11 protein-coding genes and 1 pseudogene are annotated in these 12,589 nt (G+C 71.5%); 1 reads left to right on the top strand and 11 read right to left on the bottom strand.

The genetic code is table 11. From position 1 onward, the window contains the following. The 11 genes and pseudogenes from ACFWRT_RS16410 to ACFWRT_RS16360 form a co-directional block, all read right to left on the bottom strand. Nucleotides 1-143, bottom strand: a pseudogene (locus ACFWRT_RS16410) (carbamoyl phosphate synthase small subunit); the annotation flags it as partial. Further along, nucleotides 140-1,435, bottom strand: coding sequence for an ATP-grasp domain-containing protein (locus ACFWRT_RS16405; RefSeq protein WP_380949786.1), 1,296 nt, complete (start codon nucleotides 1,433-1,435; stop codon nucleotides 140-142). The gene ACFWRT_RS16405 and the pseudogene ACFWRT_RS16410, both read right to left, overlap by 4 nt. After that, the gene (locus ACFWRT_RS16400; protein ID WP_380949787.1) at nucleotides 1,432-1,722 is read right to left on the bottom strand and encodes a hypothetical protein; all 291 of its coding nucleotides are present in this window, start codon (nucleotides 1,720-1,722) and stop codon (nucleotides 1,432-1,434) included. Before ACFWRT_RS16400 ends, ACFWRT_RS16405 begins: the two co-directional genes overlap by 4 nt. Before the next feature lie 164 nt (nucleotides 1,723-1,886). Then, nucleotides 1,887-3,140 (bottom strand): ATP-grasp domain-containing protein, encoded by a 1,254-nt coding sequence (locus ACFWRT_RS16395; protein WP_380949788.1) that lies wholly within the window; start codon nucleotides 3,138-3,140, stop codon nucleotides 1,887-1,889. Nucleotides 3,141-3,208: 68 nt separating this feature from the next. Then, the gene (locus ACFWRT_RS16390) at nucleotides 3,209-4,162 is read right to left on the bottom strand and encodes a TauD/TfdA family dioxygenase (RefSeq protein WP_380949789.1); all 954 of its coding nucleotides are present in this window, start codon (nucleotides 4,160-4,162) and stop codon (nucleotides 3,209-3,211) included. Nucleotides 4,163-4,205: 43 nt separating this feature from the next. Beyond that, the gene (locus ACFWRT_RS16385; RefSeq protein WP_380949790.1) at nucleotides 4,206-4,355 is read right to left on the bottom strand and encodes a hypothetical protein; all 150 of its coding nucleotides are present in this window, start codon (nucleotides 4,353-4,355) and stop codon (nucleotides 4,206-4,208) included. 75 nt (nucleotides 4,356-4,430) lie between these two features. Next, nucleotides 4,431-6,269, bottom strand: a complete 1,839-nt coding sequence (locus ACFWRT_RS16380) for a carbamoyltransferase family protein (protein WP_380949791.1) — start codon at nucleotides 6,267-6,269, stop codon at nucleotides 4,431-4,433. Between the two features lie 90 nt (nucleotides 6,270-6,359). Beyond that, on the bottom strand, nucleotides 6,360-8,615 hold the full coding sequence (locus ACFWRT_RS16375; protein ID WP_380949792.1) for an iron-containing redox enzyme family protein: 2,256 nt from the start codon (nucleotides 8,613-8,615) through the stop codon (nucleotides 6,360-6,362). A gap of 243 nt (nucleotides 8,616-8,858) precedes the next feature. Next, the gene (locus ACFWRT_RS16370) at nucleotides 8,859-9,869 is read right to left on the bottom strand and encodes an Inducer of phenazine A (RefSeq protein ID WP_380949793.1); all 1,011 of its coding nucleotides are present in this window, start codon (nucleotides 9,867-9,869) and stop codon (nucleotides 8,859-8,861) included. Nucleotides 9,870-10,104: 235 nt separating this feature from the next. Continuing rightward, nucleotides 10,105-10,464, bottom strand: coding sequence for a UBP-type zinc finger domain-containing protein (locus ACFWRT_RS16365; protein ID WP_380949794.1), 360 nt, complete (start codon nucleotides 10,462-10,464; stop codon nucleotides 10,105-10,107). Nucleotides 10,465-10,634: 170 nt separating this feature from the next. Further along, nucleotides 10,635-11,357 (bottom strand): flavodoxin family protein, encoded by a 723-nt coding sequence (locus ACFWRT_RS16360; protein WP_380949795.1) that lies wholly within the window; start codon nucleotides 11,355-11,357, stop codon nucleotides 10,635-10,637. A 253-nt stretch (nucleotides 11,358-11,610) separates the two neighbouring features. Between ACFWRT_RS16360 and ACFWRT_RS16355 the strand changes: the two genes are divergently transcribed. Then, nucleotides 11,611-12,570 (top strand): DUF5996 family protein, encoded by a 960-nt coding sequence (locus tag ACFWRT_RS16355; RefSeq protein WP_380949796.1) that lies wholly within the window; start codon nucleotides 11,611-11,613, stop codon nucleotides 12,568-12,570. The last annotated feature ends 19 nt before the right edge of the window (nucleotides 12,571-12,589 follow it).

Genomic DNA, 12,589 nt, shown 5'->3' with positions numbered 1-12,589 from the left:
ATGCCGGTGGAGAACACCGCTTCGCCGAAGGTCTCCCCCACGGCCCCATAAGCACGGCCACGGAACGCACGGCCGTCCTCCAGGACGAGTACGGCAGGCAGGACGAGTGCGGCGGACGGTCCTCCGCTGCTCCCGCCCCTCATCGATCCAGTCCGCAGGCCACACGCGCTCCCCGCTCCGGTACACACTCCAGCCGGAACTGGGCCGCCGTCCTGAGGATCGCCTTCTCCACGTCACCGCTCGCCCCCCCGCAGAACCGGAACCGGGCGCCCACGTGCTCGTACCCGCCCACGCGCGGGACCACCTGGCCCACGGCCGGCACCACCAAGGCGTAGGGGCCCTCGTCAGGGGTCGGCGGTTCGGGGAGTTCCCAGGCTGTCACGCGGCAGGGGGCCGGGACGGGTGAGGGCACCAGCAGCCAGCCGCCCGTACGCCAGACGTCCGGTATCGGGAGTTCCGGGCGCCGGCCGAGCTGGACGTCGGCGGCGGCTCCGGCGAGGTCGATGCCGTGCACCTCCCGCCAGACGAACGGGATCTCCGCCCCGCCGACCCGGTACCCCGCCTCCAGGAACTGGATCGAGGGCGAGCCGTCGGCGGACGTACCGACGAACGCCTCCAGGTGGAAGACCCACGGGTCCGGGCCGAGCACCCTCGCTACCCGGGAGGTGAACTCGCCCAGTGGCCGCAGGAGTTCGGGGTCGTCCACCTCGACCGAGCCGAGCGCCTCGCCCTGGGTGAAGTCCACGCAGGTGTTGACGTACCGGGAGGCCCGCCAGGGGCCCAGTCCCTCGCCGGTCCACAGGCCGTCGATGTGGAGGATCGGATCGGCGCAGAACTTCTGCACCAGGCGGGGTTCCGGGGGCGAGGTGCGCAGCAGCGGCAGGTCGGCCTGGGAGTCGAGCCGTACGACACCCCTGCTCGCGGTCCCCCGGCGCGGCTTGACCACGACCGGCCAGCCGTGGGCCTCGGCGAAGGCCAGGACGGCGGCCTCGTCGGGGGCGTCCGCGAAGGCGGGGGCGGGTATGCCCGCGTCGGCGGTCACCTGGTTCATGGTGAGCTTGTCGCGGAAGCGGGCCAGCGGACCAGGGGTCTGGCCGGCGCAGCCCAGCCGCTCCCGGACGACGGCCGCGGTGTCGAGGTCGCCCTCGTTGAGGGCCACCACCCGCTCCGGCACACCGAAATGGGTTCGCAGCTCGGTCACCGCGCGCCAGACGGCGTCGAGATCGTCGGTGGCCGGGACGGTACGGGCGGCTGCCGCACCGCCGGGCACCGAGTCGAGCGCCAGTTCCGTGGTCACGTAGGTGACCCGGTGGGTGCGGTGGTCGACGTACTCCTCGTAGTGGGCGTGGCGGTCGCGCCAACGGTGGATGACGAGAACGTGCCCGCCGCCTCCACCGTGGCCACCGCGTCCGCCGTGTTCGCCGTGTTTACTCATGCCTCATCGGCTCCGGCTGCCGACATGTCCCGGACCCGGCCCACCGCGAAGGTCGCGGAGACCACGGCGGCCCGGGCCGAGCCCAGTGCGCCGCGCGCCGCGTCCAGGTCACCGTCCGGGAGCTGGCCCACGATGTCGGTGGCGCAGTCGATCAGGTGCAGCGCGGCGCGGGCGAGGGGCTGCTCGCTGCTATACCGGTCCTCGACCAGTTGACGGGCGGTCTTCAGCTGGGCGACGGGGTCCGGCAGGGACCCCTCCGCCACGACAGGGCAAATGATCGTGTTCATCGGTGAGTCCATCCCAGGAGGCAGGAGGCAGGAGGGAAGAGGCAGGAGCGCGGTGAAAAGGGAGAAGGAGCGCGCACGGGCAGGCGGGCGGCCGGGGCCTCGGCTGGAGGTCCCGGCCGCCCTGGGCCGCAGCGCGCGGGGGCGGGGCCGGCCGTGCGCCGTCCTCAGCTCGTCTTGAAGCGGATGCGGTCGTTCGTCGCCTCGCACTTGGCCACCGCGTCGTCCGCGTCGCGCCCGGAGGCGATGACGTACCCGGAGACGCAGTCCGCGACGGTCAGCAGCGGCGGCACGGTCTCGCCGACGCTCTTGCCGATCACGGCCGCCACCTCCGTGTCCGTGAACTCGTCCAGGTACGGGAGGAAGACGTACTGCTTCTCGTCCTTCGGGACCCGGCGGATCTCGTGGGCGGCGTCGTCGTCCACCTCGATCGCGTCGACGGTGCCGGGCTCCGGCGTGAAGAAGCGGACCGCGGCGCCGCCCAGCGGCTCGGGCGAGGTCTGCGGGAGCTCGTCGATGCCGAGCGGGACCGTGAGGAACATCCGGTTGAGGTTGAGCCCGAAGGCGCGGCGGACCAGTTCGGGTGCGCCGCTGCCGGCCAGCCGGGCGTGGGATTCGAGGACGCGCGGGCCCTTCGGGGTGAGGACGAACTCGCTGTGCGAGGGGCCTTCGGTGAGGCCGACGGCGTCCAGCAACTTCGGGGTGAGCTCGCGGAGTTCGGCCAGCCACGGGGTGGCGTACCGGCTGGGGGTGCTGACCTCCCACTCGACGTACCGCTCGTTCATGCGGTACTCGGAGTAGCCGATGGTGAGGTGGCGGCCGGCGTGGGAGAAGGAGTCGACGCTGACGACGGGGCCGTCGAGGTACTCCTCCGCGATGACGGCCGAGGTGTCCGCCTCCTGGAGTGCCTCCCAGGCCTTCTCGGCGTCCTCGGGCCCGTCCACGGGGTGGATGTGCAGGCTGGCGACGCCGTCCACCGGCTTGACGATGATCCGGTCACCGACCTCCGCCCGGAACGCGGCGATCTCCTCGGCGCTCCGGACCAGCCGGTAGCGGACCGGGCTGATGCCGTGTTCGTCCAGCAACTGCCGGGTGAGTGCCTTGTCCTTGAGGGCGCGGGCGGTGAACTCGCTGACGCCGGGCAGGCCGAGGGCGTCCACGACGAAACCGGTGGATTCGGCGGCCGGTTCGGTGGTGGTGAGGACGCGGTCGAACGGGCGCTCGGCGTGCAGCGGCTTCAGGAGTTCGAGGATGGCCGGGCCGTCGTCCAGGGGGCCGTGGATGATGCGTTCGCAGTGCTGGGCCACGGCCACGTCGTAGGCGCCCTCCTGGTGGACGAGGACGACGTCGATGCCGAGTTCCTTGGCTCCTGCGACCGGTGCCGGCCGACCGCCGATGACGGCCACGCGGTACTTGCCCATGGGGTTCCCTTCGAAGTGGTACGTGGGGTGCGGAATGTGCTGTGGCAGTAGGGGAGTTGTCGTGCCGGTCAGGCGGCGTAGCAGCGGCGGAGCCACCGGGCCGTCGCGTTCGGGTTCGGGGTGAACGCCTTACGGCGGTGCAGCACGCGGAGGTTGTCGAAGATCATGAAGTCGCCCGGCTGGAGGATGAGGTCGGCCGACGGGATGTCGAGCAGGACCTCGCGCCAGCGCTCCAGGGCCTGTTGGGCGGCGGGGGTGAGTCCGGCCGTGGTGCCCCGGTCGTAGCGGGCGCGGTGGCGGCCGTCCGGTCCGGGCTCCAGGACCGGGGTCTTCACCAGCGGGCCGATGGTCTCCCCGTCGTTGGAGTCGGGTGCGCCGACCTCGAACTCCGTTGCGCTGAGCACCGATCGGGTCTCCTCGTCGAGCCGTACGACGACGTCGTCGAGGGCCGCGATCTCGGTGGGGATGCGCTCCTCGTTGCGTATGGCGAAGAAGGTGAGGTACGGCGGTGTGTAGAGCCGGGGGTCCGATCCGGGCGGGCCGAAGGGCTGGTGCGGGTTGTCGGAGTGCCAGAAGAACTCCGAGTCGGCCCCCCAGGAGCTGGTGGTCCCGGAGGCCGCCGGGTTGGGCACGACATTGCGGATGAGCCGGCCGTCGTTCTCGTAACTCACCGCGAACGGCGTGCATCCGAGCAGGCGGATCAGGCCCAGGTGGATGGCGTTGGTCACGGCGAGTCCGCCCTCGTCGGCGAAGCCGCTGACCGGGGTGGCCGGGAAGTCCTGGGTGGGCAGGTTGGACAGGAGTAACGCGTGGGAGCCGGCGGCGGTGAACACCTGGCTGCCGTGGAGGATGTCACCGGGCAGATGGCGCCGCAGCGCGTACGCGCCGATTCCGCCGAGGATGGCGTCGTCGAGGTCGGAATCGAGGCTGGTCTCCGATACCCGGGCCGAGATCTCCTTGCGCAACAGGTCCCGGGCGCTGTCCTCGACTCGGTACCGGGCGAACTGGAGCAAGCTGGTCATCGTCTGTCTCCGTTAGGTCGGTTGCACGCCCTCATTGCGTCGCTCAGCGAGCCGGTGAGGGGGCCGGCGCGTTCCAGTAGGTGTCGGCGCGCCGGTTCCAGCGGCGCGCCAGGGGGTCGTTGACCAGTCGGCTCAGCAGGCCGACGGGGGTCACGACGAGGTAGTAGGCGATGAGGAGCAGGAAGGTGCGCATGGGGGTCCGTTCCGTCCGTTCTTTCGTGTGGTCCCGTGGCGGCGGCGCCGGGGCGGGAAGGGTGTGCCCGGGGGCTCAGTCGAGCGGGATCTCGTCGCGCCAGTCGGACGCTTCCTGCCACGCGGGCTGGTCGCTCTTCTCCAGCAGGAAGTTGCCGAGCGCCAGCATGTCGATGTCGGTCCGCATGAAGCAGGTGTAGGCCTCCTGCGGGGAGTTGACGATCGGTTCGCCGCGTACGTTGAACGAGGTGTTGACCAGGACCGGGCAGCCGGTGAGGGACTTGAAGGCGGTCAGCAGCCGGTGGTAGGCCGGGTTGCTGTGGCCGGTCACGGTCTGCACGCGTGCCGAGTGGTCGACGTGGGTGACGGCGGGGATGGTGGAGCGCCGCACCTTGAGCAGGTCGAGCCCCGAGGCCCCGCCTTCCTGCGCCTCCAGCCGCTGGGCAGCGGCGACCTGGGAGACGACGAGCATGTACGGGCTCTCCTGCGGCAGGTCGAAGTAGTCCTTGGCGTCCTCGGCCAGGACGGCGGGCGCGAACGGGCGGAAGGACTCCCGGAACTTGATCTTGAGGTTCATCGCCGACTGCATGTCCGGGTTGCGCGGGTCCCCGATGATGGAGCGGGCACCGAGGGCCCGGGGCCCGAACTCCATGCGCCCCTGGAACCAGCCGACGATCTTCCCCTGCGCCAGCCCGTCCGCGACCTGCGCGGCCAGGGTGTCGCTGTCGAGCCGCCGGTACGGGATGGAGCGCGCGTCCAGGTAGGCCGCGATCTCCTCGTCGCCGTAGGCGGGCCCGAGCAGGGAGCCGCTCATCGCGTCGTGCCCCGTACGCACATGGTCGCGCCGGGCGCCTCGTTCCATCGCGACGGCCTGGGCGGCGCCGAGGGCTCCCCCGGCGTCACCGGCGGCGGGCTGGACCCAGACCTCGTCGAAGATCCCGGCGTCGATCACCTTGCCGTTGGCCACGCAGTTGAGGGCGACGCCGCCGGCCATGCAGAGCCGGGACTCCCCCGTACGCTCGCGGGCCGTCCGGGCGAGCCGGAGCACCGCCTCCTCGGTCACCGCCTGCACCGAGGCCGCGAGGTCGAACTCCCGCTCGGTGAGCGGGGTTTCGGAGGTGCGGCGCGGGCCGCCGAAGAGCTTCTCGAAGCCGCGACCGGTCATGACCTGGCCGCGCAGGTACGCGAAGTAGCGCATGTCCAGGCGGAAGGAGCCGTCGGGCTTGAGGTCGATGAGCTTCTCGCGGATGAGGTCGGCGTAGCGCGGTTTGCCGTAGGGCGCGAGGCCCATGAGCTTGTACTCGCCGGAGTCGACCTTGAAGCCGCAGAAGTAGGTGAAGGCGGAGTAGAGCAGGCCGAGGGAGTGGGGGAAGCGGAGTTCGGAGACGGGCCGGAGGTCGGTGCCCCGGCCGTGCCAGAGGGTGGTGGTGGCCCATTCGCCGACGCCGTCGATGCAGAGCACGGCGGCGGACTCGTACGGGCTCGGGAAGAAGGCGGAGACCGCGTGCGACTCATGGTGGCGGCGTACGGAGAGCTCGGGCACCCGGCCCCGGCCCAGCGCGGCGAGCTCGGCGCGCACGGTGTCGGCGGTGCGCAGCTTGCCGCCGGGGCCGAGCCAGGCGGGGAGCGTGTCGCGGAAGGAGGCGAAGCCGGTGGGGGCGGCGCCCGCGAAGGTGGACAGCACCCGGCGGAACTTCAGCCGGGGGTCCTCGTAGTAGGCGACGGCGGAGACGTCGTCCAGGCTCACGCCCTGCTCGTCGAGGCAGTACGCGACCGCGCGGGAGGGGAACGAGGGGTCGTGCCGCCGCCTGGTGAAACGTTCCTCTTGGGCTGCGGCCACGGGGACGCCGTCGGCTGTCAGGGCGGCGGCGCTGTCGTGGTAGAACGCGGAGACTCCGAGAATGAGGTCAGACACCGCTGGGTTCCTCCGGCTGGGTTCGGATACGGGATCGGGGTGGGGAGTGAGAGGCTCTCCGCGTCGTGAGGCCCGCCGGCCTCCGGGGGCTCACCTGCGGCGGCCGGTGAAGCGGGTGCGGCGGGCGGCGAGCCGTGCGCCGACGGTCCTCGGCGGGTTGAGCGAGCGGTAGCCCACACGCACCCGGCCCCACACATCGGCCCGGGCGCCGGGGCCCGGTGCGTCGGGCAGCGAGGCGAGCAGGGTGTCCACGGCGTCGGCGGCCCAGGCGGAGTGGCCGGTGGCGACGTTGTCGATGGTGTTGTGGATGTCCACGAAGCGGGTGCTGAAGCCGTACGCCTTCAGGGCGAGGCGCGCCCGTCGGTAGGTGCCGCCGACGCCCGAAAGCTCCATGGCCAGGTTCAGGCCGAGGACCTCCGGCAGGAAGGTCTGCGGGAAGCGGCCCACGCACAGCCAGTACACCGGCAGTTCGAGGGACTCCTCGCGGAAGCCGGGCCACCGCGCGAACGCGGCGGAGGCGGTCGGCGGGAGCTCCACCCCCATCTCCTTGAGCACGTCGCGGTAGATGAGGGGGTGGTTCAAGTGCGGTTCGCCGTTGCCGAGTTCGTCCCAGTACGTCTCGAAGAGGGAGTGCCCGATCGCGGACGAGGCCTGCTCGTAGTCGGTGAACCCCTGGAGCCAGCTTCCGTCGATCAGGGTCAGCGGGGCCGTCTGTACGGTGTCGTCGACGACCGCTTCCTTCGAGGGCAGGGGGATCGCCGCGTTCTCCTCGAACTCGGCCCCGTGCTGGTCGTGTTGGGCCTGAAGCCACGGGCGCAGCCCTTCGTGGCTCCAGCGCTCGGGCAACCGCATCGCCGTACGGTCCATGCCGTGGCCGGAGCGGGCGAGCCAGCCGGCGACGTAGTCCATGGCCCAGGAGCGGAGGGCGGGGGTGTCGGTACGGTTCATGAGCAGGTGGTACGCCTCGCGGAGCCCGGACGGGGTGCGGCCCGGGGAGCGGGCGCCGGTCCGCAGGGCTGCGGCGACGGCTGTGAGGGGGTCCCGCGTGGCGCCCGGGGAGGGCTTCTTCGACCCCGGGCCGGGTTCCGGTTCCTTCTGGAGTTCCGGCGCTTCCGCAGGCCTGGCCGGGAGCGAGTCGATCCAGCGGCGGATCACCGTCAGATCCTCCGGCGAGAAGACCCGGAACATCGGCCCGCGCTCACCGACCAGCCCCCGAACCAGCGAACTGGCCCCGGAACGGCCGGGCTTGACCAGCTTGCTGCGCGCCAGGACGTCGAGCAGCGGGCCCGGGTCGGTCCGGCACTCCGCCAGCCAGCGGGCCAAGGGCTTGCCCTCCAGCAGGAACTGGTGGTGGTAGACCGCCCCTTCACGTGAGCGCAGCCGCATCAGCTCGGCCATGTCGAACGCGGGGTCCCCGGCCGCCACCAGCTCCGCGTGGAGCGCGTCGGACCAGTCGCGGAGGCCGGCCAGCATCCAGCGGAAGCCGGAGCGCACGGCGTCGCCGCCCCGCTCACCCTCCCCCTCCACCAGCGCGTCCACGGCCGCGCGGCACCGCTCGACGGGAGAGGGCCCCTCGCCCTCACGCCTGCGGCCCGGGTCCAGGGTCGCCCAGTCCGCCTCCGTCGGCAGCACCTCCCGGACCAGCTCCAGGGCGGGCAGCAGCCCGACGGCCCTCAGGCACAGGTCGGCACCGAGGATCTCGCCCCGGAAGTCGTCGGGACGCCGGCTCATCGCCAGGAGCAGCGCCGGGAGGCGGAACGCGCCGTCCGGGATGCGCTGGTCGCCGGTGAGCCGGGCGGCCGGGGCCGCGTTCTCGGCGAGCCGCAGCCTGCGTAACAGTTCGAGGCAGGCGCTGCCCCGGGAGGCCGCCGGGTGGCCGGCGCCGACGTCGGAGGCGTACAGGGCGAGGATGCGCAGGACCAGGGGGTCGTCGGCGTTCCCGGGGTCGCTGAGCCATTGCAGCCAGGCCCCGGACAGGAGGGCGAGCGGGGCGCAGCCGAGGACCGCCCGGCGGACCAGCACCTCGCGGTGGCCTTCGGGGCCTTCCGCGTCGCCGGCCAGGGTGAGGTAGCGCTCGCGCTCAGCGGCACCCCAGTCGGCGGCCTGCCGCGCGAGGGCGTCGAGCGAGCCGTCGTCTCCTGCGGGGGCGTCGGCCATGGCGTGGCGGCGCAGTACGGTCCGTACCTCCTCGACGAACCGGCCCTCGGGAAGGGTGGCCTCCGGGTCCGTCGCGTACGCGTAGACAGTCCGCGCGGAGCCGCCGCCGTCCCCCGGCAGCCCGTGCGGACGACCCGCCTGATGCTCTGCGGACAGCGTGGCCGTGGCGGCTGCCTGTTGGCTGTGCATCGTTCCCCTCTCTCGGTCTCGTGTTCTCGTCGCGTGATTCGCTTCGCGGGTTTCTCGTCGCGGGTTTCTCGTCGCGCGCGGTCAGAACATGGGGTAGATGGAGGCGTCGTTCTTGGGCTTCCGCTTCCGCCGGAACACTTTCGCGATGAGGTTTTTGACGAAGGACATGGCTGAATAGCCCTCTCTTGCGTAAAGGGATTACGTGGGGACCGGATCGTGCCGGATCGTGCCGGATCTGACAGCTCAGGAAAGCCCGAGGGATTCGGCGAGAAGGCCGGAGACGATTTCCGTACCGTGGTCGGTGAAATGCGCCCGGTCCACATAGAGCCAGTCGTCGTCCTTGACGGACTCGGCGACGACGGGGCTCAGGTCCAGGAAGCGGATGTCCTGTTCCTTGCAGGCGACCTGGAGCGCGTCGGCGTACCGACGGCCGGTCTCCAGCGTGGCGATGTCGCCGTACAGCTCCCAGAAGTTGGAGATCCCGTCGAGCTCGCCGAAGATCGCCCGCTCCTCGCGCGGGCCGGACTCCCGCACCCAGGTCGCCAGGGGCTGCAGGACGTAGGTGATGCGCGCGCCGGTCGGCCCGGCCAGCAGGCGGAGTGCGGCGAGGTGGCGCGCGGTCAGGTCGACGGCGTACGCGATCCGGTCCGCGAGCGGGGGCACCACATGAGGGGCGTCCTCCGGCCCGCCGGGGCGCCGGCCGAAGCCCCGCTTGGGCTTGCGGTGGGAGGCGCGCAGCTCCTCCATGCTGTCGAAGTACTCGCCGCAGTTGAAGAACCCGCCGTGGTCGCCGCGCTGGGAGTCGGGCAGCCGGGCGAGCGCCAGGTCGTTGAGTCCGGAGAAGACGACGATCTCGTCGACCTCGGGGACCAGCTCGCGGTGCATCAGGAACAGCAGCAACTCCTGCATGGAGTTGTGGCTGCGCCCGGCGAAGTTGAGCCACGGGACGGAGGGCGCGTACCGGGTCCACAGGCGCGACGCCATGGTGGCGGCGTCGCTGGTCGCTCCGATCCCGAACGGGGTGGAGCTGCCGGCCAGCAGCCGGACGGGACCTCGGGGCGGATTCGCCACCGACCCCTGTTCCGTGGCGCCGTGGGAGATCCTGAATCCCAACCGGTCGGTGTTGATCGTCGCGGAACGGTAGTCCGCCCGGTGGAAATACATCAGATAGGGCAGGTAACGGGTCTCCGCACGGTCGTCGAAGTCGTCGTACCGCAACATCTGGGGGGTCAGGAGTTCGCGCTGGGATTTCACGGGCAGGACGCTCCTCGATTCAGGGCTCGCTCTTCCGATGGGCGTATCTCGGCGCCGTACGTGACGAGTTTTGCCGCTGGGCAGCCGTGACTGAAGAGAACCCTGGGGTCGGGAACGCGCAATGCGGGATCCGGAGGGGCGGACGTACTAGTACGAAAGGGGGCGATCGCCCCTATGGCTGGCGCCGGATGGTGGTGTCGGCGCCCACCCGCCGCCCGACCCCCGGCCGAGGACGTCAGTTCAACCGCTGCTGCCAGTCCTCGGGCACCGCTCCGGCCGGTCCGGGAACGGGCTGGTCGGACGGGTGGGAGGTGGGCGGGGCGAGCTGCGGGCCCTCGTAGAACTGCTCGGTCTCGTTGTTGTAGAACCACTCCTCGCCCGGTTCGTAGCTGGTGATGAAGGGGTGGCCGGCCGTTCGGAAGTGCCTGGTGGCGTGCTGGGACGGGGAGGAGTCGCAGCAGCCGATGCGGCCGCAGGCGGCGCAACGGCGCAGATGGAACCACCAGCCGGGGCCGTCCCCCGCCAGGCAGTCGGCGCACCCCGGGCCGCTCGGGGCGGCCTGCGGGTCGATTCCGGGAATCGTTCGGTCAGCCATGGATGTGCTCCTTGCTCGGTTCCTCGCCGGGCGGTGCACCCACACGGCGTGCGGCGGCCGGCCTCGTGGCGTGGGACGGCCGGCCCTTCCAGGCTGCGCCCGGTCGTGGTGGGAGGCCAGCGGAGGGAGCACGGTGGCGGGGCGACGTGATCACCCCGGACGGGCGTTCGTCAGCTTCGGTGTTCAGGGTTGGGTGCGTCGAAGCGGCAGCCGGCCTCCCACTCGGGGCGCTGGTTGCCGTACGTGGGGACGCCCCCGGCGCGTTTCAGGAGAGCGGCGAGGTGCATGAGGTTCCAGGCCGCGAAGGTGGTGTTCCGGTTGGTGAAGTCGTTCTCGGGGCCGCCGGAGCCGGGATCGAGGTAGCTGGGTCCTGGGCCTGCCTCGCCGATCCAGCCCGCGTCGGCCTGCGGGGGGATGGCGTAGCCGATGTGCTGGAGGCTGTAGAGGATGTTCATGGCGCAGTGCTTGAGGCCGTCCTCGTTGCCGGTGATGAGACAGCCGCCGACCCGCCCGTAGTAGGCGGACTGGCCGGCGTCGTTGAGTTCGGCCGAGTTGGAGTAGAGCCGTTCGATGAGGTGCTTCATCACGGAGCTGTTGTCACCGAGCCAGATCGGTCCGCAGAGCACCAAAATGTCGGCGGCCATCACTTCGGCGTACAGCTCCGGCCAGGCATCGGTGGCGGCGCCGTGCTGGGTCATGTCGGGCTGGACGCCGACCGCGAGGTCCCGGTCGACGGGGCGGATCACCTGCGTCCGCACGCCGGCCGCGCGCATCACCGCGGCGCTGCGGTCGATCAATCCGTCGGTGTTGCTCGTCTCCGGTGACCGCTTGAGGGTGCAGTTGAGGTAGAGGGCGCGGAGGTCGTCGTAACGGGGCGGAGTGGTGGACGGCACGGGTGCGGGTCCCTTCGTGGTGGCTGATGACCTGAGCTTGGAGGACCGGCACGGGAAGGGCCATCGCGACACGGCGAACGCGGTACGCACTCCAGCAGCAGCCCGGCCCGCCAGCGCACCCGCACCCCAGCGCCCCGGCCCCCCTGCCCCCTCCCCCGGCGCTCAGCGGATGCGGCCCCGGGCACGGGGCGTGAGAGTGGAACCATGTGTCCTCGGCCGTCCGGGCCGGGGCGGGCCACCGGAGGCGCCTGCGATGGATGTGTTTCCCCCGCTGCCCAGGGGGTCATGGGCCCCGACGAAGGAAACGCTGCACCGGTTCCTCCAGATCGTCGGGAAGGTGCGGCTGGCGGCCAGCGTCCGGCGCAACCACTGGTGGAACGTTCCCTTCCACCTGACCGGGAGCGGCATCACCACCCGGCCCAGCGGCCCGCTCGGCGACGGCACCGTGTTCACCGTCGACTTCGACTTCACCACCCACCGTCTCCGCGTGCTGACCCTCGACGGGCGCCAGGTGTCGTTCCCCCTGACGGGCCTGTCGGTCGGCGACTTCTACCGCGCGTTCACCGGCGCACTGGCCCATCTGGGCATCAGCGTGGTTCCGGAGCATCCGTACCCCTTCGACCTGCCCGACGCCGCCCGGCCGTTCGCCGAGGACGACGAGCACGCCACGTACGACCCGGCAGCCGTAAACCGCTACTGGACGATCCTCACCCAGGTCATGCTGGTCCTGGAGAGGTACGCGGCCGGATACTCCGGAAAGACCAGCCCGGTCCACCACTTCTGGCACACCTTCGACATCGCCGTCACCCGGTTCGCCGACCGGCAGGTGGCACAAGGGCAGTCCATCGATCCCGTGACCCGTGAGGCGTACTCGCGTGAGGTGATCAGCAGTGGCTTCTGGTTCGGCGACGAGCGGTCCTACCCGGAACCCGCCTTCTACTCGTACACGGCGCCGGAACCCGACGGGCTGCAGCGGCAGCCGCTGGAACCGGCGGCCGCGCGGTGGACGGAGAGCAACGGATCGCACCTGGCCCTGCTGCCCTACGACGAGGTGCGCACCGAGCCGGACGCGTCGGCCCGGATCCTCCGGTTCTACGACTCCGCGTACGCGGCCGGCGCCCGCTTGGCGGGGTGGGACGCCGACCAGCTCTGCCCGGGGGGAGTGACCGACCCCCAGGCCTCGGGCGCGGGCACGGGCGGGGGCGCGTCCTAGGCCCCGGCACATCCTCGGT

This window comes from Streptomyces cyaneofuscatus, assembly GCF_042718795.1.
Lineage (GTDB): Bacteria > Actinomycetota > Actinomycetes > Streptomycetales > Streptomycetaceae > Streptomyces > Streptomyces cyaneofuscatus_A.
Note: the sequence above shows the minus strand (reverse complement) of the source record. Positions and strands in the feature narration are given on the sequence as shown.

Bases quoted from the DNA above. Each gene is read 5' to 3' on its own strand.
- ACFWRT_RS16405 (WP_380949786.1), bottom strand. From the start codon at position 1,435: ATGAGTAAACACGGCGAACACGGCGGACGCGGTGGCCACGGTGGAGGC.
- ACFWRT_RS16400 (WP_380949787.1), bottom strand. From the start codon at position 1,722: ATGAACACGATCATTTGCCCTGTCGTGGCGGAGGGGTCCCTGCCGGAC.
- ACFWRT_RS16395 (WP_380949788.1), bottom strand. From the start codon at position 3,140: ATGGGCAAGTACCGCGTGGCCGTCATCGGCGGTCGGCCGGCACCGGTC.
- ACFWRT_RS16390 (WP_380949789.1), bottom strand. From the start codon at position 4,162: ATGACCAGCTTGCTCCAGTTCGCCCGGTACCGAGTCGAGGACAGCGCC.
- ACFWRT_RS16385 (WP_380949790.1), bottom strand. From the start codon at position 4,355: ATGCGCACCTTCCTGCTCCTCATCGCCTACTACCTCGTCGTGACCCCC.
- ACFWRT_RS16375 (WP_380949792.1), bottom strand. From the start codon at position 8,615: ATGCACAGCCAACAGGCAGCCGCCACGGCCACGCTGTCCGCAGAGCAT.
- ACFWRT_RS16365 (WP_380949794.1), bottom strand. From the start codon at position 10,464: ATGGCTGACCGAACGATTCCCGGAATCGACCCGCAGGCCGCCCCGAGC.
- ACFWRT_RS16355 (WP_380949796.1), top strand. From the start codon at position 11,611: ATGGATGTGTTTCCCCCGCTGCCCAGGGGGTCATGGGCCCCGACGAAG.